The following is a 25211-nucleotide window of genomic DNA, read 5'->3' on the forward strand; positions in this document are numbered from 1 at the left end:
GGTTCGCGTCGGTTCGCGTCAGGCGTGCAGGCCGCCGAGCGTCGCCGACGCCGCGTGGCTCGCCGCCGGCCGCTCGCAGGGCAGCTCCACCGTGAACCGCGCCCCCTCGTCCGGCCGGCTGACGACGCGCACCGCGCCGCCGAGCGCCTCGACGATGCTCTTCACGACGTGGAGCCCGAGCCCGAGCCCGCCGAAATGGCGGCTCGACACAGCGCGCTCGAACCGGTCGAACACGTGCGGGAGCCGCCCCGCCGGGATCCCGATGCCCTGATCCTGCACCACGAGCTCTGCCGTGCCGTCCTTCCGCGCGACCGAGACCTCGATCGGCTTGCCCGCGCCGAACTTGAGGGCGTTGTCGAGCAGGTTCGAGACCACCTGCTCCAGCCTGCTCCTGTCCCACGATCCCACGACGGACGGCTCGGCGCGCACGCTCACGGACGAGCCGGAGTGCGCGATGCGCTCGGTGAGCCGCTCCAGGACGTCGTCCACGACCTCCGCGAGATCGACCGGCTCGACGTGCAGCTCCAGCCGGCCGGTGTGGAGCTGCGACACGTCCAGCACGTCGTCGATCAGCCGGACGAGCCGTTGCACCTGCCGATCCATCCTTTGCAGGGCGCGCGCGAGGCGCTCGTCGGACGCGTGGTCTCCCCGGCGGAGCAACGCCTGGAGGCCGAGGCGCAGGGAGGTGACGGGCGTCCTGAGCTCGTGCGACGCGACGCTGAGGAACTCGTCGCGGACGCGCACCGCGTGCTGCGCCTCGCGGTAGAGGCGGGCGTTCTCGAGGGCGATCGCGATCTGGTCGGAGAGGAGCTCCAGCACGTGGACGCGAGCGCGCGTGAAGGCGTACGTGGCGAGGTTGTTCTCGAGGTAAACCACCCCGAGCCGCGCCTCGTTCCGCTGGATGGGCAGGACCAGGACCGACCGCGAGCCGCCCCCGGCGAAGTGAGGATCGCGGTCGCGCGCCGGCGCGCTGTCCGCGTCGTCGAGCACGAGGAGCTCGCACGCCATGTGGGCGTGCTCGACGACCCGCCGGGGGATCTCGCGCGACCGGGAGAGCGGCGTGCGCTCGATGGAGACCGGGGTGGCGACGGACCCCTGGGCCCGCACGAAGAGCTCCCCCTCTTCCTCGAGCACGAGCGCGCCGCGCTGCGCGCCGGCGGCCTCCAGGCAGACGCCCAGGAGCTTCTCGAGCAGCCGATCGAGCACGATCTCGCTCGAGAGGGTCTCGGCGGCCTTGAGCAGGCTGAGCGCGTCGAGGGCGACCGCCGGGAGCCGCTCCGCGAGCTCGGGCTCGTCGCCGGGCCCGCCGAGCCTGAACTCCTCCGCGAGCGCGTGGGCCTTCTCCGAGGCCCCCCAGCGGGCGAACCCCTGGTGCGCGGCGCGCAGGTACATGGCCGCGATCCGCGCCCGTCCGAGCCCGTGGTAGAAGCGCCCAGCCAGCTCGTTGCCGAGCGCGGCGATGTGGAGGAACCCCCAGCGCGTCGCCGCCTCGACCGCCTCGTCGTACCGCGCGCCGGCGAGCTCGAACCTGCGCTCGACGCGGGCGATCTCCGCGTCGACGAGGAGGCGCCGCGGGCGGAAGTTCTCCGGGCAGCCCAGCTCCCACCTCCGCAGGGCGCGCTGCAGGTCGGCCACGCGCGCGAGCAGCGCGGCCCTCTCCTGCTCGTCGGCCTCATCGCATCGCCACAGCAGCGTGAGCGCGGTGAACAGCGCGTACTGGCACTCGGGGATGTAGCCGCCGAGAAAATGGATGAACGGGGCCGCCGCGTCGGCGTGGGCGATGGCCTCGGCCAGGTCCCGGAGCAGGTACGAGACCTGAAGGCGCCCGATGTGATACACGCACCTCGCCGGCGGCTCCCGCTGCGCCGCCTCGAGGAAGGCCCGCTCGTCGAACTCGGCGTCATCGGCCACGTTCCGGCCCCTCGTCAGCCCCTTGAGGCACCGGATCATCTGCCGGAAGGCGAGCTGGTAGAAGAGCGTCGACTTGTTGCCGGTCTGCCGGCTGAACGCGAACCCGTCGTTCAGATCGACCAGCACGCGATCGAGCTCCACCCCTGCGGCGAACGAGTGCGCCATGAGCCCCGTGCGCGCGTACGAGGAGAAGCGGAGCTCGCCGGACGACACGCCCAGCTCGATGATCTCTCGGAACGGCGCCCCGCTCGAGGCGAGCGGCGCGATCCACGGGTAAACGAACTCGTTGTACATGTACCGGGCGATCGTCTCCTGGGCGCGATCCTCGAACCGCCGCGCGAGCTCCACCGCGAGCTGGCCGAAGCCCTGGGCGCTCGCGAGGTCGCCCTCGGCCGCCAGGAGCATCGCGTGCCCTGCGTAGGAGAGGATCGACTCGCTCGCGTTGCCGTGCTCCAGCGCGAAGCGGACGCCTAGGGCGGTGAGGAGCACCAGCTGCTTCCGGTCCGCGAACCAGGCGGGGGCCACCATCTCGGCGAGGAGCCTCATGCGGGCTCGCTCTTCCGGGCTGGTCACGCGGGGGAGATCGACGAGCGACTCGGGCGAGCGCTCCGCGAGGTACCTGGCGATGATCCGCCTTCGCGCCGCGATCTCGCTGTCGAGGTCCGCCAAGGACAGCTCGACCCCGAAGTGCGCGCGCAGCGCGTCGCGCCCCCAGCCGAGCGCCAGATCGTGCTCGCCGGTGATCGTCGCGCTCATGATCCGGAGCGCCTCCAGATCGACCTTCTCCGGGATCGACGCCGCGTGGCGGAGCCCCTCCTCCACGAGCGCGCGGGCCATCGCGTGCTGATCGGTCAGCGCGGCGCACTCCGCCGCGTCGCGATGGAGGGAGAACCAGAGCTCGTAGCGCGAGCGGAACGCGCCGTCCGGCAGCAGCCGGAGGCCGCTGCGGAAGTACGCGAGCGCCGGGCCGAAGGCCGCGGCGCGGCGCGCCTTCACGCCGGCGCGGTGGTTGAGCTCGGCGAGGCGGCCCCGCTGCTCCGCGTCGAGCAGCGCGGCGCCGAGGTTCAGCTGGTCCGCGGCGTCGAACAGCGCGGCGTCCGTCCCGTTGGTGCAGGTGGCCTCGAGGAAGCGGCCGATCTGCAGGTGCAGCTGCATCCGCAGCCGCTCCGGCCCGAGCTCGTAGGCCGTCTGCTGGACCCGATCGTGGACGAACCGGATCGCGAGCCCCGCCTCGCGCTCGCACGTGCCGTCGGGCACGACGAGCCCCTCGCGGAGCGGCTGGAGGAGCGACGCGGTCGTCTCGTCCACGGAGCGGCCGAGCACCGCCGCGATGAGCCTGAGCTCCGCGCGCTTGCCGATGCACGCGGCGACCTGCAGGAGCTCCTGCGCTGCTTCGGGCAGCCTGCGGACGGACTCCGACATCAGCTGGACCACGTTGTCGGTGACGCCGACCCGCTCGATCCGGCCGAGATCCCACGTCCATGTCGAGCGGATCGCGTCGAAGAGGAGCAGGCCTTTCTCCTGGAGCGACCGGAGGAGCTGGCGGATGAAGAAGGGGTTGCCGGCCGTCTTGGCGAGGAAGAGCTCTGCGAGCGGGCGCGCCCGCTCCGGCTCGCAGCGGAGCGCCTCGGCGAGCAGCGCGACGACCGCCTCGGCGCCGAGCGGGCCGAGCGAGAGGTGCGTCATCGGGGGCACCTGCGCGCCCCGGATCTCCTCGATGGCCTGGTGGAGCGGGTGCGCGGCGCCGACTTCCCTCGACCGGTACGCGCCGAGCAGGAGCACGTGCTTGCTGCCTGGATCCGCGGCGAGGGCGCGGAGGACGCGGAGCGACGCGGCGTCCGTCCACTGGAGGTCGTCGAGGAAGATCGCGAGCGGCGGCCGCTGGCTGGCCACCGCGCGCACGAAGTCCTGGATCGCGAGCAGGAAGCAGTTCTCCGCGCGCATCGGATCCGCGGCCGGCGGCGCGGGCGCGTCCCCGAGGAGCTCGGTGAGCTCCGGGCAGAGCTCGCCGAGGGCGCGGCTCCGCTCGCTGACGGCCTCCGTGAGCTGCGCGCGGCTCTCCTCCGGCTCGGCGCGGAGCGCGGCGGCGAGGGCGCGGAGCGCCTCTGCCAGGGACGCATAGGGGACGTTCGCCGCGCGCAGGTCGAACTTGCCCTTGATGAACCGCCCGCCCCGCTCGGCGACGGCGGCCTGCAGCGCCTCGACGAGCGCGGTCTTTCCGACGCCTGCCTCCCCGGTCACCAGTACGAGCTCCGTCCCGCCGTTCGACACGCGAGCGAGCGCGCCGCGCAGCGCGGCGAGCTCGCGCTCGCGGTCGATCAGGCGCTCGGGCAGCGGGAGCCGCCGCGCGAGGTCCATGCGGCCGAGCTCGAACGGCGCGATGGTGCCTGCGGCGCGCCATCGCCTCCGCGCCTCGTGGAGGTCCTGGGCGAGGCACTCGGCGCTCTGGTATCGCAGGTCCGGCATCTTCGCGAGGAGCCGCTGCACGAGCTCGGAGAGGACCGCCGGGACGCTGGGGCTCACGACGTGCACGGGCACGGGGCTCCTCGCCATGTGGGCGTGCACGAGCGCGAGCGGATCGGCGTCCTTGAAGGGCGGCGCGCCGGTGAGCATGGCGTAGAAGGTCGCTCCCAGCGCGTACAGATCCGAGCGCGCGTCGATGAACCAGCAGCTGCGCCCTAGCTGCTCGGGGGACAGGAAGGGGAGCGCGTCGAGCTTCTCGAGCTCCACGGCGCGGGGCATGCTCGTGAGCTCGGCCGCGTCCGAGAAATGGACGAGGGTGACCTGCCCGTCCTCGCCGAGGACGACGCGGCCTGGGGCGATCGCGCGGTGGACGACGCCGCTCCCGTGGATGCGCGCGCACGTCTCCGCGAGCGCGATGGCGACGTCGAAGAACGCGTCCAGCGCCAGCGGCCCTCGCGCGAGCCGCCGCTCGAGATCCTCGGGTCCCGCGTCCTCGAGGAGCAGCGCCGGCATGCCCTCCGGGCCCTCCAGCGCGAGCGGCCGCACGACCCCCGGCACGTCGAGCCGGCGCAGGAAGGCGTGCTCGCGCAGCAGGAGGGCCGCCGCGCCAGGGGCTGGATGACGCCCCCGAACGGTTTTCTGCACGACCATCCTCCCGGCAAGCGTCTGTCTGCGGAGCAGAAATCGGCTGCAGCGGTGGACCTCAGTCGCTTCCGCCCGAGTCATACGCGTTCCCCCTCGCGCGTTGCCGCGAGAATATAAAGCAGGATGTGTGCTGGTGCGAGCCGGGAAGTCCCGGGTCTCGTGATATGGGAGAGACGTCGGGTTGTGCGGTTCGCGCCATCGTACGACGGCGCCACCGCTCCCTCCCTCTCGGCACGACGGCGCGCGCTGCGCGGCCTCACCCTCGTCGCGAGGGCTCCCCTCCAGCGGTCTTTTGCCAGGCCATCGGGCCGCGCGGACAGGGGTAACAGGGGTAAACGGGCGGGGGTGAGAGGGGAGCTCGGCGCTGGCCTCGAGCTCCGGCGACGACCGGCGACCGCCAATCCGGCGAGCGAAGGTGCTAGGATGAATCAGCGCATGTACGGGGGGCGGGCGGCTGCCCCCGCGCCGGTGCGCGCTGCGGGGAGCTTTGATGAACGCACCTGTCGTCGCAGGGGACGTGATTGCCGAGAAGTACCGGGTCGACAGGATCTCGGGCAGCGGCGAGCTGGGGACGGTGGCCTTCGCGAGCCACCTCGTGCTTCCGCAGCGGGTCGCGATCGAGCTCCTGCTCGCCGACGGCAGCCCGGAGCGCGTGGAGCGCTCGCTCCGGGAGGCGCGCGCGGCGGTGGCGCTCAAGGGGGAGCACGTCGCGCGGGTGCTCGACGTCGGCCAGCTCGCCTCGGGGGTCGCGTACATCGTCACGGAGCACCTCGACGGGCAGGACCTCTCCGAGCTGCTGCGCAGCCGCGGCCGGATCGAGCTCTCGGAGGCCATCGATTGGGTGCTGCAGGCCTGCGTGGCGGTGGCCGAGGCGCACGCCGCGGGGATCGTGCACCGCGACCTCGAGCCGGCGCGCCTGTTCCTCGCGACGACCCCCGGCGGCGCGACGCTCCTCAAGGTGCTCGGCTTCGGCGCGTCCAGGGAGCTGCCCGGCGCGAGCGACGGCGGCGCGCCGGCGCAGACGCGGGAGGATCTCGGCGCGCCGCTCTACATGTCGCCGGAGCGGATGCGATCCTCGGTCGCCGTCGACGCCCGCGCCGATGTCTGGTCGCTCGGCGCGATCCTGTACCGGCTCCTGACAGGGCGGCCGCCGTTCGAGGCGAGCTCGCTCGCCGATCTCGCGCCGCGCATCGCGAGCGCGGCGCCGGCGCTCCCGAGCGCGCTGCGGTCCGACATCCCCCCTGCCATCGACCGCGTGCTCCTCTGCTGCCTCGAGAAGGACCCCGCGCGGCGGCCCACGAGCGTGGCCGAGCTGGCGATCGCGCTCGCCCCCCACGCGTCGGCGGAGGGCCAGGATCACGTCGAGCGGGCCGCGCGGCTCCTCGGCGCGACGCTCCCGACGCGCCCCCGCGCCTCGCTCCCGACGATCGGGCTCGGGCTCAGCGCGAGGCCCCGCCCGCCCGAGAGCGCCGGACCGAGCTCGGAGGCGGGCCCGGTGACGTCGCGGTACGGCGCGTACGGCGCGCAGGACACGGGGCGCAACAGGGCGCGCATCGCGCTGATCGCCGCCGTCGCGTCGCTGCTCGCGATCCTCGGCGTGGCCGCGACGCAGCTCAGGTGAGCCGGCGCCGGCCGAGCCGCCGCGGGCAGAGGAGCGCCGCCTCCGGCCCTCGCCGGAGGGGCATCGTCGCCGCGAGCGCGGCAGGCGTGGAGAAGCCGGAGAGCCGTCCTGTCTCCCACGGACGCGGTCGCAGATCCTCGCGGCGATGCCGAGAAAACGTGACATCCGCGTAGACCGGCTGTCGTAGTATCCGCCGCATGCCGCATTCTCTCCCGCATTCCGGGGGCGGTCTCGCTCCGCCCGCGCGCATCGGCAAGGTCGCATTCCTCGGGTATGGCCGCTTCGGCGCGGCGCTCGGGTCGTTGCTCCACGATGCGGGGATCTCGGTGCGCGCGTTTGACCCTTCCGCGGAGATCCGCGGCGCCGCGCGGGCCGCCTCGCTCCCGGAGCTCGTGGACGGCGCGGATCTCGTCCTCGTCGCCGTCCCGGTGCCGGCGGTGCGCGAGGCCCTCCTGGCGCTGCGGCCGCACCTTGCGCCGGGGCAGCTGGTGGCCGACGTGGGCAGCGTGAAGAGCGTGCCGGCGAGCGCCATGGCCGAGGTGCTCGGCGAAGGCCGGCCCTGGGTGGCGACGCACCCGCTGTTCGGTCCGGCGAGCCTCGCCCGCGGCGAGCGCCCGCTGCGCGTCGTCGTCTGCCCGAACCCCACGCACCCGGGCGCGGTGCGCCGCGTCGTCGCGCTGTTCGAGCGGATCGGCTGTCAGGTGCTGGAGCAGGCGCCGGAGGAGCACGACCGCGTCATGGCCTTCACGCACGCGCTCGCGTTCTTCATCGCGAAGGGCATGATGGACGCGGGCGTGCCCGCTGGCGCGCCCTACGCGCCGCCCTCGTTCCAGGGCATCGCGCACACGATCGAGACGGTGCGCGTGGACGCGGGGCACCTGTTCGCCGCGCTGCACCGCGAGAACCCCTTCGCGGGCGAGGCGCGCCGCCGCCTCATCGACGCGCTCGTCGCCGTCGATCGGAGCCTCGACGTCCCGACCAAGGACGCCGCGCCCGAGGACCTCGCCGCGCTCGCGATCCCCGATCTCGGCGCGCTCTCTCCCGAGCTCCGCGAGACGCGGGAGCTCATCGACGACCTGGATCTGGAGCTCGTCGGCCTGCTCGCGCGGAGGGCCGAGCTCGTCCAGCGCGCCGGGCGCGCCAAGGCCACGATCGGGGCGGCGGTCCGGGATCCGGTGCGCGAGGCGCGGCTGATGGAGTCGCGCCGCCGCTGCGCCCTCGAGCTCGGCCTCGACCCCGACGGCGTCGCCGAGGTCTTCGAGGTGATCCTCCGGCACTCGCGCTCGCTCCAGGAGCGGCGCTCCGCCGTCTAGCGCGCGGCGCAGGCGACGGGCTCCTCACGACCGAGACACGAGGCGCACCGAGCGCGTCGAGCGGGGTTCGACAGAGCGTCAGGAGAGCGTCGATGCATCGCTGTCCACGCCACTTGCGTCGGTTTTCTTCGTGTTCTCTCCGATTCTCGCGTTGCGCTCACGCCCTCTTCGAGGGGGCGCACGGTGGCGCACGAATTCCTCTTTTCACCCTGGCGTGCTCCGGTGTAGGGTCTGCGTGCGGGGATCATGCAGCGGCGTCAGGCGCCCCCTTGTGGATACTGCAGGCGAGACCTGGGTCGCGGGTAAGACAGCGCCTCGATTACGATACGAGCTCGTCGGCGCAGCGTACGGGAGGGGCTGGAATGGATCTGCGGAGCGGCCATGCCGGGCGGGCCGAGCGTTCCGGGGCTGAGCGCGGCCGGCCTGCGCTCCGCGCGCCGGCGCCCCCGCGCAGGGCTGCCTCCGAAAAGGCCCTCCGGCGCCCGGGGGGCGCTCCTGCAGGCGGGCTGGCGGGCTCCCCCTCCGCCGCGGGCGCGCGCTGCGTCCCCCCGGCGACGTGGTTCCCCGAGCGTCCTCGCACGGAGCGCTGGAGCGGGCTGGAGCGGACGCGGCAGGCGCCGCCCGAAAGCGGTGGACACAGCCCCATTCCTGAGGATGCTGCGAGGCTGGCCGCGGCGCTGACAACGGAGCAAGGGGGGCAAGGAGACGCGGGATGAGGGCGGAAGTAGGCAGAGTCAACATCCTGATCGTTGACGACAGGCCTGAGCAGCTCCTCTCCCTGGAGGCAGTCCTCGCGCCGCTCGGCGAGAACATCGTCAAGGCGGCGTCCGGGAGGGAAGCGCTCCGCCATCTCCTTCAGGAGGAGTTCGCGGTCATCCTCCTCGACATCAAGATGCCTGAGATAGATGGGTTCGAGACGGCGTCGCTCATCCGCAAGCGGCGGAGCACGCTGCACACGCCGATCATCTTCCTGACGGCGCACACCGAGCGCGTCTATGTCGAGCGCAGCTATTCGCTCGGGGCGGTCGATTACATCATGACCCCGTTCGCCCCCGAGGTCCTCCGCACCAAGGTGTCAGTCTTCGTCGATCTCTTCAAGAAGACACAGAAGATCAAGCTCCAGGCGGAGTCGCTGCGCGCGCACGCGGAGCAGCTCCAGCGGCTCAACCGCGCCGCGCTCACGATCAACTCGGCCCTGTCGCTCGACGCCATGGTCGCGGCGATCACGGAGGCTGCCCGCGACGTCGGCGGCGCCCATCAGGCGATGACCCTCGTGAAGCTGGAGCGGCCCGGCGAGCGGGCGCGGACCGCGGTGTCGCTCTCGGAGCGGTACACGACGTTCCAGAAGGAGGCGCCTCCCCCCATCGCGGGCAAGCTGTGCGCGCTCGTCTGCGCCAGGAACAGGCCTCTCCGGTTGACGCAGCGAGAGCTCTCGCTGCACCCGGAGTGGCTGGACAACCTCGGGCAGAGGCCGCCGCCGCGGGGGTACCTCGCGGCGCCCCTCACCGCGGCCGACGGCCAGAACATCGGGACCATCCAGCTCTCGGATCGGAACGACGGCGAGTTCTCCGACGACGACGAGAACGTCCTCGTGCAGCTCGCGCAGCTCGCTTCCATCGCCATCCAGAACTGCGTGCACGCCGAGGAGCGCGAGGCGAACCGCCTGAAGGACGAGTTCCTCGCCACGCTCTCCCACGAGCTGCGCAGCCCGCTGAACGCGATCCTCGGCTGGACGCACCTCCTGCGGTCCGAGCCGTTCGATGAGCAGCGGGTGTCCCACGGGCTCGAGGTGATCGAGCGCAACGTGGCCGCGCAGACGAAGCTCATCGAGGATCTCCTCGACGTCTCGCGGGTCACGACGGGCAAGCTGAGCATCAGCGCCGCGCCGATGGCGCTCGCGCCCGTCGTGGAGACCGCCATCGACGCGATCCGCCCCGCCGCCGAGGCAAAGGGCCTCACGATCGACGTCTCGCTCGATCCCGACATCGAGGTGAACGGCGACGCGGATCGGCTGCAGCAGGTCGTCTCGAACCTCACGTCCAACGCGCTCAAGTTCACGCGTCCCGGGGACCATATCCTCGTCTCCCTCCGGCGGGCCGGCGCGACGGCGGAGCTCACGGTGCGCGACACGGGGGAGGGGATCGCGCCGGATTTCCTCCCGCTCGTCTTCGAGCGCTTTCGCCAGGCCGACAGCACGAGCCGCAGGACGCACGCGGGCCTCGGCATCGGGCTGTCCCTTGTGCGCCAGCTCGTCGAGATCCACGGCGGCTCGGTCGTGGCCGACAGCCCTGGGTTGCACAAGGGGTCCACGTTCGTGGTCCGGCTCCCGCTCCTCGGGGTCGAGCGCAGCTCGCTCCCGGCGCTCACGAGGGAGGGGCGGTCGCGCTCGCTCGCTTGCTCGGAGTCCGCGTCCAACCTCGGCGGGCTCCGCGTCCTGCTCGTCGAGGACGACGCGGACGCCAGGGAGCTCCTTCAGGAGGTGCTGTCGCAGCACCACGCCGAGGTGACGGCCGTGGCTTCGGCCCACGAGGCGCTCGCGGCGTTCTGCGCGGATCTCCCGCACGTGCTCGTGAGCGATATCGCCATGCCGGGCGAGGACGGCTATGAGCTCATCCGCGCCATCCGCCAGCGCCCGCCGCAGGCCGGCGGCGATTTGCCCGCGCTGGCCCTGACGGCCTATGCTCGCAAGGAGGACCAGAAGCGCGCGCTCGACGCCGGCTTCCACATGCACGCCACGAAGCCGATCGAGCCCGCCGCCCTCGTGGCCGCCGTGGCCAGCCTCGCGGCCCGGGCCCGCGCAGGCGACCTCCCCTGCGCCCGGGAGCGAGGGTCGAGCGACGAGATCAACCCGTGAAGAGCGCGCTGAGACGAGGGGCTGCGGGCGCTCCATAGCGCCGCGCCTCCGCGTTCTCTGTCGCTCGCACATCCAACTTGAGCTCGCCCGCTACCTTGCCCGACCCGCCAGCGATACCGGGTCTCTCCCCGGCGTGCCTGCGCTCATGAGCAGGGACGAGGACCCCGGCCGATGGGCATCGGGCCTGGGACTTGCACTTGCACTTGGACTTGAACTTGATGACGCGAACGTGTCCTCATGACCAGACCGGGAGCCGGCCCATCGGGGGCCAGACCAGGCGCGTCCGCGCTGCAGTCGGGCTCTGTGCGCGTCTCGCGCGGCGCCGGCGCCGCTCCTCCAGGTCGCTCACGCGAGGAGGCTTTGGCTCATGGGGCCCTCACCTCTGGAGGTCAATCCGTTATGGCGGATGAGCTGTCAGGCACAGTCGCTCTTCACGCGTCATGTTCGCCCGCGCCGGTGTGGGCGAATGTGCTTGACTGGTGGGCGTTCACGGGCGAGCACCCACATGCAACGATGATGCAGTGAGACAAAAAGCTTGCGTAATCCAGTATGGTGGCCTATCGTCCACCATAACGGAATCACCACGGAGTTGACACCGGCCCATCGCACGCAGCGTGCTCATAGCGCTTTTTAGGGCGCAGATATTGCGCGAATTTGCGTGGATTGAGTCGCTTGGCGGTGTGGAGCGGTGATCGGCGCGGGGTTCTGTCGAGTCATTCTTTGGGGGGGACAACCCAACGGAGAGAACGAATCATGAACGCTTCGAAGAGCATCTTTGCCAGCGCGCTTCTGCTAGGCGCGACCATGATGATGATCGGCGCCGGATGCGGCGATGACGGGGAGACCACCACGACCTCCTCCTCCACGACGACGAGCTCGGCGTCGGGCACGGGCGGCGAGGGCGGCGCCGGTGGCGCGGGTGGCGCGGGTGAGGGCGGCGGCACCGGCGGCGAGGGTGGCGCGGGCGAGGGCGGCGGCACCGGCGGCGCCGGTGGCGAGGGTGGCGCGGGCGAGGGCGGCGGCACCGGCGGCGCCGGTGGCGCGGGTGGCGCGGGCGAGGGCGGCGCGGGCGGCGCCTGAGACGAGCGTGTCGATAGCGGCCATCCCTCGCCGAGCCGCGGTACGGCGGGCGGGGGATAGGCTGTTGGAGCGCCACTCATCACCTCCCGTCCCCATGCGTCTTCGCGGCTGCATGGCTCGGTCTGGCTTTGTTCGGCGCTCTATCGCGATGTGCAGTTTCGTGGAATGCTAGCTCGACCGCCAGGCCAGCGCGTTAGGCGTGCGAACGTGCGCTGAAGCGAGCCGAACGACGCGGATGAGCCCGTAGCGCACGAAGTTGCGCCGCGCTGTAGGCTCGGGAATCACGGGTGGGCTGGGAGACGGCAGGTGCTTTGTGTCTTCCCTCCGTCCCGTGGTATCCCGAGCATTTTGATCTCGGAGCATGTGCCTGTCAGCGCCGGCCTCGAGGGGCTGTGTGCAGGACGGCGTCTGCGCTGCTGCCGCGCGCTCTACCGCGCTGCCACGTGTCTTTCACGCTGCGGGCGTGCCTTGTTCGCACGATTGCGTTCCCCTTCGCGCTTGCACGCATCTCGGACGGAGCCATGGCGCGCCGACGCGCCCACGCTATGCATGTTTTGCGGCCCCTCTGGTGCCGGCGTCATGGATTTCTTAGAGGAGATGTCCCCTCCGCGATGTGAGCTTTGCTCGCGGCGCCCCGCGAGCCTCGCTGAAGCTCTCCCCTTCCTGGCGAGGAATCCTGTCGGGCGGGACGGTCCCGGACGCACCCCGCTGTAGCGGGGCTAGCGCGCCTCGTTGCAGCGCCGCAGCTCGCTCGTGGGGCTAGCGTCGCGGTTGCACGCGCGGAGCTCCTCGGTGAGGCGGGCGACCTCATCGACGAGGGCCTCGTTGCAGCGACGGAGCTCGCGCGAGGTGCTCTGCGCGTCGCGGTAGCGCAACGCGTTGTGAACGGCCACCGCCGCCTGCGATGCGAGGAGGCCGCAGAGCTCGACCTGGCCGGCGCGGAACGCGCCAGCGGTCGCGCCGTTCTCCGCGTAGAGCACGCCGGTGAGGCGGCCTTGGTGCGTCATGGCGAGGCACAGGATCGATCGAAGGCCGCCCTCGAGCAGGTAAGGGTCGTCCGCGAACCGCTCGTCCATGGCCGCGCTGGTGAGGGCGATCGGCTGCTGTGTCTGGGCGACGTGCTGGACGACGCTCGCGGCCAGATCGGCGGTGGACTCGAGCGGCGTCGAAGGTCCGAGGCGGACCCCTCCGCGGTCGCCGTCGAGCTCGGCCTCGATGGTCAGCGCGCCGTCGCGCGCGAGGAGCAGCACAGCGCGCTGCGCCCCCGCGCTCTCGCTCAGGGCCCGGAGGAGCCGCTCGAAGAGGCGCTCCAGGACGAGCTCCCCGCAGATCGCGCGCGAGACGCGGAGGAGGGCGAACGCGTCGAGCGACGTGGGGCGCTCCGTGCTCGCCGGGAGCGCGGACTCCGGCGGACGGCTCTGCTGCCCGACGAGCGCGGCGCGCGCCACGAGGTGCGGGTACTTTCGCGACAGCTGTCGCGCTTTGGCCTGCGCGCCCCACCGCAGATAGCCCTCGTGGGCGTCGGCCATGTAGACGTGGGCGATCCTCTCCCTGCCGCTCGCCAGGTGGAACTTCGCGCAGAGCTCGCTGGCGAGCGCCTCGTCCCGGACGAAACCGTTCACCTTCGCCGACTCGATCGCCTGATCGTAGAGCTTCATCGCCGCGAGCTCCTCGCCCGCGGCGCGCGCGGACTCCGCGCGGAGGAGGAGGTGCTTGTGACGGTAGTTGTCCGGGCACCGCTCGGCCCACTCCGAGAACCGATCCCTGTAGCTCGCCACCGAGACGGTGGTCAGCTGCCGGCCGCGCGCCAGCGCGGGCGAGAGCAGCGTCAGGCAGGTGTAGAAGAACACCTCGGTCGCGAGGTGATCGTCGACGCCGCCCTGCATCCTCGCCTCGGCCAGCGAGCCCATCCGCAGCGCTCCCTCGTAGTCCTCGTTGAGGAAGCAGATCTGCTGCCGCAGCGCGTAGTGCACGCGCGCGGCGGCGCCGTGCGCCGGCGCCGAGAGCTTCGCTTCATCCCCTGCGTCGTCGAGATCGCCGTGGCTGGGCGGGCGTGACGCGCCGGCGCGCGTCGCGTCCATCAGGTCGTCGAGCGCGCGGCGCACCCCGGTCAGCGCGAGGGCGGCGAGCTCCTCCCGCGCGCGCCGCACCAGCGAGAGGAACCCATCGACCTCGGCCCGCACCGCCTCGCACTCGTCGCCGAGCCCGAATCGAACGAGCGCGGTGTGGACGCACGCCTGGGAGAGGTAGGTGAGATCGCCCGTCCTGTGCCCCGCCTCGAGCGCGGCCTGGAAGAGATCGAGGCTGGAAAGGAGGTGATCGGTGAAGACGCTGACGTGGGCTCCGAGCACGACGCGCAGCCGGCAGGAGAGCTCGGGCTGTCCGGAGCGCTCGTTCATCTCCAGCGCGAGCTGGCCGAGCTCGTAGGCCTCGTCGTAGCGGCGGAGCACCCGCGCGGCGACCCAGGCGTAGGCCATGAAGCCGTACGGGGAAGCTCCGCCGTGGCCGCGCTCCAGCGACAGGTTGACCTGCCTGGCCGCGATGAACGTGCAGAGCGGCGGGTTCACCGTCGCGGCGGGGAGCATGAGGGCCATGAGGAGCCGGAGCGCCGCGCGGGTCCGGGCGTCCGACGCCTCGGGCTCGTCGAGCAGATCCTTGAGCCGGCGCGTGCCGAGCGCGGCGCGCGCGGCCGCGAGCTCGGCGTCCGCCGCCGCCTTCCGCCCCGGCCCGTCCTCGGGGAGGGGGACGCCGAGCATCGCGAGGGCCGTCTTTCCGAGCGCCACCGCCTCGTCGAGCCGGCCCTGGGTCGTGTACACGGCGATGCGCAGCTCGTGCGCCCTGGCCCGCTCGAGATCCGAGCGCGCCTCGGCCGCGAGCACGTCGAGCAGCGCCTCCGCGCGATCGAGCCGGCCGCCGAGGTGCGCGCACTCGGCCGCCTCCGCGTGCAGCGAGAAGGCGATCTCGTGGTCTCGCTTGAAGCTCCCGTCCGGCAGCGCCGCGATCCCGGCCTCGAAGAGATCGGCGGCCGCCGGGGTCGCGCCCCGCTCCCGCGCCTTGCGGCCCGCGGCGAGGTTCATCGCGGCGAGCGCCGCCCGCTCGCGTGGCTCGACGATCAAGGGCGCGCCGAGGTTCAGGTGGTGCGCGGCCTCGAAGAGCGCCTCGTCCGAGCGCTCGCGCTGCGATCGCGCCTCGGCCATGCGCCCGAGGCGCAGGTGGACCGCGCGCCGCTCCGCGTCAGGGAGGGCGGCGTAGGCGTCGATGTCGACCTTCAGCACCTGCGCACGCGCGGTGCGCTCGTCAGCGGGCTTGCAGAGCAACTTCATCGCCATCTCCGAGGCGATCGCGGGGGGCGCCGGCGGCGAGGGCGGGGCTGGCGCGGGGGGGCCGCGCAGTCGCGCCTTCGCTCGCAGGGAGCTCCGTCGTGATCGTAGATGGATAGGGGGTCATGGAGCGGCCGGCGCCCGCGGTCGCGGGCTCCTCTAGCGGGAATACGTCCGCCGGAGTCGGGTGGCAGCATCCTACCTTAAGTGGGCGTGGGTGCGCTACGGTGGTAGACGCCCGTCTTTCCGGTCTGCGCGCGCCGCCCGCCACCCGGGGAGCCGGGGGAGGGCGGCCTCGGGGTCCGCGCGAGCGCCCCGCCCGCGGCTCGCGGCTCGTGGCTCCCGGCGCCCGCCCCGGCGTCAGGGCCTTGCGCGCGAGCAACCCGCCCCATCGCCTGCGCCTTTGCCGGGCCGGGCGGCGTTCAAGATGCCAGTCGCCCGCGCCTCGACGGCAGCGGCGGGCGACTCGGCCAGATCTCGACCCTCGGTGATCTGGATCCGGAACAGGCCATGTTTAGGGCGAGAGATGCCCTATCCATCTCTGTCGGCGCGCGCCTGCCAGTGCGTGAGTCGATCGAACGCGCGACCGGGGTCGAATGGCCGGTTCGCCCTGGAGCGACGGTGTGAAGAGGACATGAAGCGGCGCTGAACGAACGCGTCCTCCTGCCCCGGATGAGCCCGCATCCATCGAGAAAGTTTGGATTTTTCAGCTTCGCGAGAAGCTTGAAAGGAGCGGGCCATGGTCCGCATCCTGCAATGTTTCCAGTGTGCCCGCGTCGAGGCGGGAGAGGAGATGCAGTATGTGGTCTGTCTTGAGAGCACGGAGCGCCCTCTGCGGCGTCATCTGCTGTGGCGCCGGGTGTATGTCCTCGGAGGCTGCGGACATCGTGGCGGAGGGCGAACCGGGAGGCGACAGCGGCGGTGCGGCGCGGGCGAACGCGGAGCACGGCGCGCCTCCCGGGATGTGCGAGATGGGGGCAGTCGGTCCCGGAGGCGTGTGTCTGGGTGCCGCGGTCGCACCCGGCGGGCGGTTGGCCGGCGCGGCCGGGCTCGGCGACGGCGAGCGGGCCGAGCGGGCGTGCCGGCAGAGAGCGTTCAGCCGGCAGTATCCTGGCAAGGGCGCGACCCTGCGCGGCTTCACGATCGACGGCGCCGGCCGCGCGCTGCTCGCCGGCTCCTTCGACGGGGAGCTGACGTTCGGCAACACCCGGCTGCGGAGCGCGGGCGCGACGGACGCCTTCGTGGCCGAGCTCGACGCGTGCGGCGCTCCGCTCTGGAGCAAGCAGTTCGGCGACGGCACGGCGCAGAGCGCCATCGACGTGGCCGCGAGCGGCGGGGGGCAGTCGCTCGTGCTCGGCGATTTCTCCGGCACGGTCCGCTTCGGCGCCCACCGGCTCACGGCGGCGTCGCCCTCGGGGGCAGACCTGTTCCTCGCGAAGCTCGGCCCGCGCGGCGCGGCGAGCTGGGCGGCGCAGATCTCCGCGGAGGAGGACGCGATCCTGAGCGGTACGGCGCTCGCCGCCGATGGCCGCGGCGGCGCGCTCGTGCTCGGCAGGCTGGAGGGGGCCGCGAAGGTCGCCGGCGCGCGGATCGAGCGGCGGGCCATCGGCGCCTTCGTCGTCCGGCTCGACGCCTCGGGTCGCTTCGCGTGGGTCAGCCTGCCGCCGAGCGGCTCCGACAGCGAGGAGATCGGCATCGAGGTCGACCGCGACGGGAACGCGATCCTCGCGAGCCAGGACGGGCGGGGCACGGCGACGTTCGTGACCAAGCTGGATCGGAACGGAGAGCTCGTGTGGCACAAGCGGTTCCGTGGCTCGCCGGATCAGCTCGAGGAGGCGTACGACCTCGCCGTGGATCCAGAAGGCGCCGCGCTGCTCTCCGGCAGCGGCGTCTTCGGCGAGCCCGATCTGCCGGGCGGCCCGCGGCCGTTCGTCGCCAAGATCGGCCCGGATGGCCGTGTGATCTGGGTGAAGCGCTTCGACGCGCGGAGCCCCCGCCGCATCACGGCGAGCGGCGAGCGCGTGGTGCTTGCCGGCGATGCGCTGTGCGGGTCGGCGGATGAGCCGGCGTCGTGCAGCGCGTGGGCGGCCGGGCTCAGCCCCAGCGGAGAGGAGCAGTGGACCCGGCGCATCGGCGCGGACGTCCACGTCTCCGGGCTGGAGATGGACCCGTGGGAGAGCCCGATGCTGGCCGGATCCTTCCAGGGCACGATGGCGCTCGGGGGCGAACGCCTCTCCAGCGACCAGGGCGCGCTCTTCCTGACCCGCTTGCCGGACCCGGGCTGACCGCGCGCGGGCGCTCGGGTTCTCCCGGAGAGAGCGCCTGGAAAGCGCCCGGCGTCGGCAGGCGGCGCGGCGCGGGCCCGGCTCATACGCCGAGCGCGCGGCGGACGGCGGCGACGATCTCCTCGGGGGTGCCGCCGACGTCGGCGCGGATCGCGTCCTCGGGCGGCTCCAGCGCGGCGAGCTGCGTCGAGAGGAGGCCGGGGGGCATGAAGTGATCCTTGCGCGCCGAGAGGCGCGCGGCGATCAGCGCTGGATCGCCGGTCAGGTGCACGAGGCGCATCCGCGCGGGGTCGACGAGCAGCTGCGCGCGGTACGCCGCCTTGAGCGCCGAGCAGGCGATCACGGCGCCGCGCCCCTCGTCGAGGAGCTGGCGGATGCGCGCGGCGAGCGCCGCGATCCACGGCGCGCGATCCCGATCGTCGAGCGGCTTGCCGGCGCGCATCTTCTCGATGTTGGCGGCGGGGTGGAAATCGTCGGCGTCGACGAGCTCCCATCCGAGCTCGCGCGCAAGGCGCGCCCCGACCGTCGTCTTCCCGGCGCCGCTCACGCCCATCACGAGCACGATCACGGGCGCCGCGCCTCTCCGAGGGCTGTCTCTCGCGCTCTCCGCATGGTGGGAGCCATCCTATCATGGGCGGCTCGGCACGCCCCCTGCTGCGCCGGGCGCATGCGTAGGCCTCCGATCCCCGTGGTCCTGTTGCCATTTTCCCTCCTCTGCGCCGGTTGCTCCTCTGGCGGCGCCGAGCCGGAGGCGCGGCCCTCGCCGTCCGGGTGCGCCGATCCGGGCACCGCGGGCTGCGTCGTCACCTCGGACAGGCAGCGGGCCCGCGCCCCTCGGGTGCCGGAGGCCGACGCCAGGGAGCTCGCCCTCGGCAACACGGCGTTTGCGCTCGAGCTCTACCGCCGGATCGGCGCCGCGCCGGGCAACCTCTTCTGTTCGCCGTACAGCGTGTCGAGCGCGCTGGCGATGACAACCGCCGGCGCGCGCGGGGAAACGGCGGAGCAGATGGCGCGCGCGCTGCGCTTCACGCTGCCAGAAGCGCGGCTCCACCCGGCGTTCAACGCGCTCGATCTCGCGCTCGCGCGCCGCGGCGAGGGCGCCGAGGGGCAGGGCGGCAAGGGGTTCCGGCTCCACGTGGCCAACGCGATCTGGGGGCAGATCGGCTCCGCGTTCGAGCCGTCGTTCCTCGACGTGCTGGCGGAGAGCTACGGGGCCGGGCTGCACGTCGTCGACTTCGTCCAGGCGCCCGACGAGGCGCGGGAGATCATCAATGGCTGGGTGGCCGAGCGCACCGAGGGCCGCATCAAGGACATCCTGCCTGAAGGCGCCCTCGGGCCCTCGACCCGGCTCGTGCTGACGAACGCCATCTACTTCAACGCTGCCTGGCAGCTTCCGTTCAAGGAGGAGGAGACGACTCCGGAGAGCTTCACGCTGGCGGACGGCTCCACGGTGTCCGTTCCGATGATGACCAACCACGCGCAGGTCCGTTATGGCGAGGGCGACGGCTACGAGGCGCTGGAGCTGCCCTACGACGGCGGCGAGCTGTCGATGGTGCTCGTGCTCCCGTCGGAGCTCGGGGGCTTCGAGGCGGGGCTCGATCGGGAGCGGCTGGAGGGCGTCCTCGCCTCCCTCGGGTCACGGAGCGTCACGATGGCGCTGCCGCGCTTCAAGATCGCCTCGACCCTGGATCTCGCCCGGCCGCTCGCGGATCTGGGGATGCCCGCCGCCTTCTCCGAACGCGCAGATTTCTCGGGGATCGACGGCCAGGGCGGCCTGTTCATCACCGATGTGCTCCACGAAGCGTTCGTCTCCGTGAACGAGGCGGGCACCGAGGCGGCGGCGGCGACGGCGGTGGTGATCGGCGAGACGTCGGCGCCCGAGCCCGCCACCATCCGCTTCGACCGCCCGTTCCTCTTCGTCATCCGGGATCGCGCGACGAGCGCGATCCTGTTCGTCGGCCGCGTGGCCGACCCGTCCAGGTAAGAGCGTCGGGTCCAGACGAGCGAGGCATCCCGCGACAGGCGTTGCATCCTGTCCCATGGCGCCGCGTGCCCGCCGCGCGAGCCCTGCTCAGTAGAGGCGGGGGACGAGCCGCGCGGACGTCCGGCGCGCGTAGTCGTCGTATTCCGGAAAGGTGTCGCGCAGCACGCGCTCCTCGTATCCCATGCGGATGACCTGCAGGATCATCTCGACCGTGTAGATCAGGACCGCGGCGATGGACGGATAGATCAAGACGATCCCCGTCCCCTGGATCAAGGAGGCGAGATAGACCGGGTGGCGCACGAGCCGGTAGGGGCCATTGGTGATGAGGCGTCGCGCCTCCGGCATGACGCTGAACGACTTGCCCAGCCACCCGATGCTGACCACGGCGAGCCCCATTCCAGCGATGATGAACAGCGTGCCCACCACCTGACGGCCGGGCATCGGCGGGGCCTTGGGCAGCCATGCGATGCTCGCCGGCAGCAGGCCGGCGGCGAGCGCGGTGATGCGAGGTACGATGCCGCTCAGCTTGCGTACAGGGCGGAGGCGAACGAGCGTGAACGCCGCGACGAGCAGCAGGTAGACCTCGGTGGCCACGAGCGAGGCCACCGTCGTCCCGTACGTGAGCCCCCTGGGCCCGGTCCAGAGAAACAGGTGAGCATAGATATCGCGCCCGACGAACAGGGCGTTATAGAGCATGAGGACGGCGAGCGGCAGCCGCATCGCGAGGTCGTAGAGCACCGCGCCATTCATTGTATTCCCCCTTGCTTCGCATCGTGAGAGGAGGTGCGAGCGAGGTCAAGCCAGCGGGCCTTTCGCCGCGTCGGATCCATCCGCCATCCACCGCGGGCGCAGCGCGCTTCGACGACAGTGGGGCCGAGGGACGATCGTGGTCTGTCGGAGACAGCGCCTGCGGGGGAGAAGGAGAGTTCAGCCGTATCGGAGCTTGAGGAGGAACACGGTGGTGCACAGGGAAGGCGTATCCGGAGAGACAGGGAGATAGGGATGTTTCGTCGACGCTTCCACGCTTCCACGTGCGCCGTCGATCCTTGGAGAGCCGCTCCGCTCAACTGGCCCGCCCGCCTGGGCGCTCACACCGCCTCGACCATCCTCTCCACCGCATCGCTGATCTCCCGCTCGTCCAGCGCCGCGAACCCGAGCCGCAGGAAGGGGCGCTTCTTGCCGTCGAACGCGAACCGCCGCCCCGCGGAGAACGCCACCTTCCGCGCGAGCGCGCGCTCGGCCCAGGCGTCCGCGTCGATCGCGGCGTCCACCTTGGCCCACAGGGCCATCCCGCCGGCTGGCACGGCGAAGTCGAGCGCGCCGGGGAGCCGCGCGCGCAGCGACGCGACGAGCAGATCGCGCCGCGCCCGGTAGGCGCGGCGCGCGCGCTGCGCGTGGCGCTGCACCTCGCCGTCCTCGAGGAGCTCGGCGACGGCGCGCTCCACGGCGTGGTCGCCCTGCCGGTCGACGAAGGTGCGGTGGAGGGAGAGGCGCTCGATCAGCGGTCCGGGGGCGACCACGAAGCCGATCCGGAGCCCGGGGGCGAGGATCTTGGACAGGGTGCCGATGTAGACGACGACGCCGGCCGTGTCCGCGCTGGCGAGCGGCAGCACCGGGCGGCCGTCGTAGTGGAACTCGTGATCGTAGTCGTCCTCGAGGATCGCGATCCGGCGGGCCCGGCAGAGCTCGAGGAGCGCGATGCGCCTGCCGGGCGCGAGCACCGCGGTCGTGGGGTACTGGTGGTGCGGGGTGACGTAGACGGCGCGCAGGCGCTCTCGCTCGGCGAGCTCGGAGAGCGCGTCGACGGAGAGGCCCGCGGCGTCGACCGGCAGCGGGAGGAGCCGCGCGCCGGCGAGGCGGAGCGCCTCCCACGCGGGGCGGTAACCGTAGGACTCGACGGCGACCGCGTCGCCCGGCGCGATCAGGGCGCGCGAGACGAGGTCGAGCGCCATCTGGCTTCCGCGCGTGACGAGGACCGACTCCGGCCCGGCGGCGAGGCCGCGCACCGCCGAGAGCATCGCGGCGAGTGCGGCGCGGAGGCGCTCGTCGCCGCGCGGATCGGCGTAGTCGAGCAGCCGCGTCGACCCGGCGTGCAGCGCGCGGCGGTAGGCGCGCGCGAGCGCCGCGGTCGGGACGAGGCGCATGTCGGGGAGGCCGCCGCTCATGCGGAGCGTGCCGGGCGGGATGATGGGCACGTGCCGGAGCGAGGTCGCGCCGAGATCGAAGCCGAGCCGCGCCGGCACCTCCGCCCGCGCGGCCGCGCGCCGGGTGAAGCCGCGGGGCGCCGGCGCCGGCAGCTCCGCCGAGACGAAGGTGCCGCGCGCGGCGCTGGCCTCGATCCAGCCCTCGGCGGCGAGCTCGCGGTACGCGGCGAGCACGGTGTTGCGATGGACCGACAGGGACCGCGCGAGCGCGCGGCTGCCCGGCAGCTCGGCGCCGGCGCGGAGCCGGCCGCGGCGGATGTCATCGGCGAGGGCGCGCGCGATCTGGAGGAAGATCGGCTGCGGCGCGGCGGGATCGACCGCGAGGGCGAGCTCCCAGGGCATGCCATCTGGTCTAGCAGAAATCGGCGGACCGGATCTTTCGAGCGTACCAGGTGCGCGCCAACCTCGGTCGATGCGCAGGGAGATTTTTCGCATGGAGAGGGCGGAGGCCGAGGCGCTCCTCGGGCTCGCGGAGGTGATTCACCTGGCGTCGACGACGGCCGAGGGCGAGCCGGTGCTGAGGACGGTGCACGGCGTCGTGGTCCGGGGCGCGATCGCGTTCCACGGCGCGCCCGTGGGCGAGAAGACCGAGGCTGTCGGCCGGCCCGCGGTGGTGTCGTGCGAGCAGCTCGTCGCGTCGATCCCGAGCTACTTCACCGATCCGGAGCGGGCGTGTCCGGCGACGACGCTCTACCGGAGCGCGCAGGCCCACGGGGTGATCGAGCGCGTGGACGATCCGGATCACAAGGCCGAGGTGCTGGAGGCGCTGATGCAGAAGTACCAGCCCGAGGGCGGGTACACGCCGCTCGACGCCTCGAGCCCGCTCTACCGCAAGGCGATCGCGGGGATCCTCGTGCTCGCGGTCCCGCTGTCGCGGCTCGACGGCAAGGCGAAGCTCGCGCAGAACCGGACGCCCGAGGAGCGGGCGCGGATCCTCACGAAGCTCTGGGAGCGGGGTGCGCCGGGCGATGCCGCGGCGATCGAGCTGCTCCGCGGCGCTTGTCTGGACACGCCGGTGCCCGAGTTCCTGCAGGCGCCGGCGGGCTGCGTGCTCGCGTGCGCGCTGGGCCCGCGCGACGTGGCGGCGGCCGTCGATCTGCTGGAGGGCGGCTACTGGAACCAGGGCGTGTCGCGCGAGGCGATCGCGCGGGCGCTGCTCGGCTCGTCGGCGTGGGTGGGCGCGCGCGACGCGGCGGGCCGGCTCGTGGCGACGGCGCGGGCGATCAGCGACGGGAGCAGGCGCGCGTGGGTGTACGACGTGATGGTCGCGCCCTCGCTGCGGGGCCGCGGCGTGGGCGAGGCGGTGGTGCGCCTGCTGCTCGGGCACCCGGCGGTCCGCGGCGCGAGCCACGTCCACCTGGGCACCCAGGACGCGCACACGTTCTACGCGCGGTTCGGGTTCCGCGACCGCGCGGCGCTGCCACCGCGGCCGTTCACGTCGACGGAGATGGTCTTCTCCAGGCGGTGAGGGGAGCGTGGCTCGTTGCGCGTGGGGCGTACACCCCGCACGACGCTGGACGCATTACTGGATCGCGTGGTCTGCCTGGGTGGGCGACGCGGTGAGTGGGCTCAGCGGCTGGAACTGCTCGCCTTGGAACGGGACGAACCCGTCTGGCCAGCGCGCTTCGAGCCGGCCCAGCACACGATGGTGCAGCGGTGCGGGCGGCAGGTTCACCCTATCGACGAACACATCCATCGACACGCGGTAGTCGATGAGCTTCGCGATGTCCGGCACGAGGTAGTCTGGAATGTAACCCAGCAAGCACTTGTCTGCACTGCGGAGCGCGACGGCGTTGGGGTTCGATTCGTTCTGCGCATCGAGCATCCAGAACAGCCGTTCTCCGGACACGAGGCGTGCGATGCGTTCTTCCGCGCCCGGGATGTATCGGACGCCGCGGAGGAGGAAGCGGGTTGTGTAGCCGCCTGTCTCGTCCTGCTCCGGCGCAGGTACCACTTCGATGCGATCCGTCTCCCGCCTGCCCCCGCTCCGCGCCAGGATCTCGACCGAGTCCGCCTCCGCTGGGTTAAGACCCAGCACTTGCAGATACGCCAGGTAATCCGGGCGGGTCGTGGGCATCACCCGATTTGCGAAGAAGGGGAACAGCGACAGGCTGCGATAGACCTTGTAAAGCTCGGGGAACGCAATGAACGGCTGGAAACCCCGCTCCATCGCCTTCAGCGCGCCCTGAACGTACTGGAATTCGTAGAGATCACCGCCCGTTCCGCCATGGTGAACGAGCCGAGCGACCGGAATGATCGCGCGATGGTTCGAGTCGTACCATGTGACGAAGAGGGTTCGGCCGGCCGTCATGGATGCTTCTCCAGCAGCGAGAGCAAGGCGCGGCGGTTGGTCGCCATCACCGCAAGGGCGAACTGGCGAGCCGGCTCGCTGATGCGATGGGCAGGGATGCGGTCCACGATGGAGGATACCTTAGCATGATCGGCCGCGCCGAGTCGCTCGAGCCAGTGCCTGCCGGCCGGCTGCGCGTGCCGCATCGCCTCCGCGAAGGCATCGAGCGGGCTCATTGGGGCCGGATCCTGGGCGTTCCGGTAAAGGGCCGAGCGCGCTTTCTTGCAATACGCGTCGACGGAGCGCCGGCGGTCCCGGCCTTCGAGGCGTGCGCGCCGCTCTTCGTCCTTAAGCTCCCGGCCCAAGCATGACGCGTGGTCATAGCTGGGCGCGAGTGCCGCATAGCGCTCTGCCTGTCCGACGCGCACGAGCACGGCCCAGTTCTCGTGGTGCCGATCGGTGTTGCCGATCAACGCGTCGAGCATGAGGTAGCCGAGGAACCAATCCACTGCCGTCGCGAGATCGGCCGAAGCTGTACCTTCGGGCGCACCAATGAAGCTCTGGCTGAGCGCGTCGAGCACAAGGGTAACAGTGTGCTCGGACGCGCTGTAGGCAGCGTGCACGGGGTACTCTGGACGGCGCTCCTGCAACAGCTCGTTCCCATGGGCCAGGGCATGCTCGTCGTCGGTGATGGCAAGCGTAAGCGTCCCGGGTTGCTCTTCGTAGACGGCGAGATCCACCTCCGCATGCGGAACGCCCAAGGTGCCCGCGACCTCGGCGGCGATCTTTTCCGCCCAGTCCTCCCCGGTACCGGCGCGGGCATACTTGAAGAGGTATCGACGGCGGTCATCGGCGTGGCACCAGAACTTGCGCTTGGTGCCCATGGGCTCCTCTCCAGTCCGCCAGACAGGAGAGACCTCGCGGATGGAGTAGGCCTCTGCCACTGCATCACCTCGGAACGAAGTGCATGCTCACGAGCGCGTCTGCTGCCCTTCGGACCAGCCAGTGCAACGGTCGAGCCGGCTCAAGCGAGTGCCAGCGATGCCCACCCAACCGAGGCCGCGAACCGGGAAAGCGGCTACGATGTACGGAAAACCCTGCGCGCCACAGTGGATTCGAACCACTGGCCTTCGGCTCCGGAGGCCGACGCTCTATCCAGCTGAGCTAGTGGCGCACTCTCGCGGGGTTTCGCGAGGGCCCCGAACCTACCCAAGGCTGGGCTCAAGCGCAACCCCATTCCA

14 protein-coding genes and 1 tRNA gene are annotated in these 25211 nt (G+C 72.1%); 7 read left to right on the forward strand and 8 right to left on the reverse strand.

Annotated features, from left to right (window positions below):
• Positions 1-18 precede the first annotated feature (18 nt).
• Positions 19-5100, reverse strand: a complete 5082-nt coding sequence (locus tag WMF34_RS06690) for a sensor histidine kinase (protein ID WP_437992779.1) — start codon at positions 5098-5100, stop codon at positions 19-21.
• A gap of 409 nt (positions 5101-5509) precedes the next feature.
• Here WMF34_RS06690 and WMF34_RS06695 point away from each other — a divergent pair, with 409 nt between their 5' ends.
• The 4 genes from WMF34_RS06695 (at position 5510) to WMF34_RS06710 (ending at position 11887) form a co-directional block, all read left to right on the forward strand.
• Positions 5510-6640: a serine/threonine-protein kinase gene (locus WMF34_RS06695; protein ID WP_012233891.1), complete on the forward strand. Its 1131-nt coding sequence runs from the start codon at positions 5510-5512 to the stop codon at positions 6638-6640.
• A gap of 197 nt (positions 6641-6837) precedes the next feature.
• A complete protein-coding gene (locus WMF34_RS06700; protein WP_012233892.1) occupies positions 6838-7953 on the forward strand; it encodes a prephenate dehydrogenase/arogenate dehydrogenase family protein in 1116 nt (371 codons plus the stop codon).
• Between the two features lie 712 nt (positions 7954-8665).
• Positions 8666-10807, forward strand: coding sequence for a hybrid sensor histidine kinase/response regulator (locus tag WMF34_RS06705; protein WP_012233894.1), 2142 nt, complete (start codon positions 8666-8668; stop codon positions 10805-10807).
• A 753-nt stretch (positions 10808-11560) separates the two neighbouring features.
• A complete protein-coding gene (locus WMF34_RS06710) occupies positions 11561-11887 on the forward strand; it encodes a hypothetical protein (protein WP_012233895.1) in 327 nt (108 codons plus the stop codon).
• A 719-nt stretch (positions 11888-12606) separates the two neighbouring features.
• Here WMF34_RS06710 and WMF34_RS06715 read toward each other — a convergent pair.
• Positions 12607-15210 carry a GAF domain-containing protein gene (locus tag WMF34_RS06715; RefSeq protein ID WP_012233898.1) on the reverse strand — a complete coding sequence of 868 codons (2604 nt, stop codon included), beginning with the start codon at positions 15208-15210 and terminating at the stop codon, positions 12607-12609.
• Positions 15211-16070: 860 nt separating this feature from the next.
• Between WMF34_RS06715 and WMF34_RS06720 the strand changes: the two genes are divergently transcribed.
• Positions 16071-17492 carry a hypothetical protein gene (locus tag WMF34_RS06720; protein WP_437992780.1) on the forward strand — a complete coding sequence of 474 codons (1422 nt, stop codon included), beginning with the start codon at positions 16071-16073 and terminating at the stop codon, positions 17490-17492.
• An 82-nt stretch (positions 17493-17574) separates the two neighbouring features.
• Here the strand turns inward: WMF34_RS06720 and WMF34_RS06725 are convergent, their stop codons facing one another.
• Positions 17575-18060 carry a gluconokinase gene (locus tag WMF34_RS06725; RefSeq protein WP_012233900.1) on the reverse strand — a complete coding sequence of 162 codons (486 nt, stop codon included), beginning with the start codon at positions 18058-18060 and terminating at the stop codon, positions 17575-17577.
• 99 nt (positions 18061-18159) lie between these two features.
• Between WMF34_RS06725 and WMF34_RS06730 the strand changes: the two genes are divergently transcribed.
• Positions 18160-19476: a serpin family protein gene (locus WMF34_RS06730; RefSeq protein ID WP_437992781.1), complete on the forward strand. Its 1317-nt coding sequence runs from the start codon at positions 18160-18162 to the stop codon at positions 19474-19476.
• Positions 19477-19563: 87 nt separating this feature from the next.
• Here WMF34_RS06730 and WMF34_RS06735 read toward each other — a convergent pair whose 3' ends face one another.
• Positions 19564-20226, reverse strand: a complete 663-nt coding sequence (locus tag WMF34_RS06735) for a methyltransferase family protein (protein ID WP_437992782.1) — start codon at positions 20224-20226, stop codon at positions 19564-19566.
• A gap of 338 nt (positions 20227-20564) precedes the next feature.
• Entirely contained in the window at positions 20565-22022 is a 1458-nt protein-coding gene (locus WMF34_RS06740) for a PLP-dependent aminotransferase family protein (RefSeq protein WP_012233903.1), read from the reverse strand.
• A gap of 91 nt (positions 22023-22113) precedes the next feature.
• Between WMF34_RS06740 and WMF34_RS06745 the strand changes: the two genes are divergently transcribed.
• Positions 22114-23148, forward strand: coding sequence for a GNAT family N-acetyltransferase (locus WMF34_RS06745; RefSeq protein WP_157906491.1), 1035 nt, complete (start codon positions 22114-22116; stop codon positions 23146-23148).
• A gap of 54 nt (positions 23149-23202) precedes the next feature.
• Here WMF34_RS06745 and WMF34_RS06750 read toward each other — a convergent pair whose 3' ends face one another.
• From WMF34_RS06750 to WMF34_RS06760, 3 genes are all read right to left on the reverse strand, one after another.
• Entirely contained in the window at positions 23203-23991 is a 789-nt protein-coding gene (locus WMF34_RS06750) for an HIRAN domain-containing protein (RefSeq protein WP_012233905.1), read from the reverse strand.
• Positions 23988-24854, reverse strand: a complete 867-nt coding sequence (locus WMF34_RS06755; protein WP_049876185.1) for a HipA domain-containing protein — start codon at positions 24852-24854, stop codon at positions 23988-23990. Before WMF34_RS06755 ends, WMF34_RS06750 begins: the two co-directional genes overlap by 4 nt.
• Positions 24855-25070: 216 nt before the next feature.
• Positions 25071-25144: transfer RNA gene (locus WMF34_RS06760), tRNA-Arg, on the reverse strand.
• Between the last annotated feature and the right edge of the window lie 67 nt (positions 25145-25211).

The organism is Sorangium sp. So ce145 (genome assembly GCF_051525985.1).
In the GTDB taxonomy this organism is placed as follows: Bacteria; Myxococcota_A; Polyangia; order Polyangiales; family Polyangiaceae; genus Sorangium; species Sorangium cellulosum_B.

Bases quoted from the DNA above. Each gene is read 5' to 3' on its own strand.
- WMF34_RS06690 (WP_437992779.1), bottom strand. From the start codon at position 5,100: ATGACTCGGGCGGAAGCGACTGAGGTCCACCGCTGCAGCCGATTTCTG.
- WMF34_RS06695 (WP_012233891.1), top strand. From the start codon at position 5,510: ATGAACGCACCTGTCGTCGCAGGGGACGTGATTGCCGAGAAGTACCGG.
- WMF34_RS06700 (WP_012233892.1), top strand. From the start codon at position 6,838: ATGCCGCATTCTCTCCCGCATTCCGGGGGCGGTCTCGCTCCGCCCGCG.
- WMF34_RS06705 (WP_012233894.1), top strand. From the start codon at position 8,666: ATGAGGGCGGAAGTAGGCAGAGTCAACATCCTGATCGTTGACGACAGG.
- WMF34_RS06710 (WP_012233895.1), top strand. From the start codon at position 11,561: ATGAACGCTTCGAAGAGCATCTTTGCCAGCGCGCTTCTGCTAGGCGCG.
- WMF34_RS06715 (WP_012233898.1), bottom strand. From the start codon at position 15,210: ATGAAGTTGCTCTGCAAGCCCGCTGACGAGCGCACCGCGCGTGCGCAG.
- WMF34_RS06720 (WP_437992780.1), top strand. From the start codon at position 16,071: ATGTCCTCGGAGGCTGCGGACATCGTGGCGGAGGGCGAACCGGGAGGC.
- WMF34_RS06730 (WP_437992781.1), top strand. From the start codon at position 18,160: ATGCGTAGGCCTCCGATCCCCGTGGTCCTGTTGCCATTTTCCCTCCTC.
- WMF34_RS06735 (WP_437992782.1), bottom strand. From the start codon at position 20,226: ATGAATGGCGCGGTGCTCTACGACCTCGCGATGCGGCTGCCGCTCGCC.
- WMF34_RS06740 (WP_012233903.1), bottom strand. From the start codon at position 22,022: ATGCCCTGGGAGCTCGCCCTCGCGGTCGATCCCGCCGCGCCGCAGCCG.
- WMF34_RS06745 (WP_157906491.1), top strand. From the start codon at position 22,114: ATGGAGAGGGCGGAGGCCGAGGCGCTCCTCGGGCTCGCGGAGGTGATT.
- WMF34_RS06750 (WP_012233905.1), bottom strand. From the start codon at position 23,991: ATGACGGCCGGCCGAACCCTCTTCGTCACATGGTACGACTCGAACCAT.
- WMF34_RS06755 (WP_049876185.1), bottom strand. From the start codon at position 24,854: ATGGGCACCAAGCGCAAGTTCTGGTGCCACGCCGATGACCGCCGTCGA.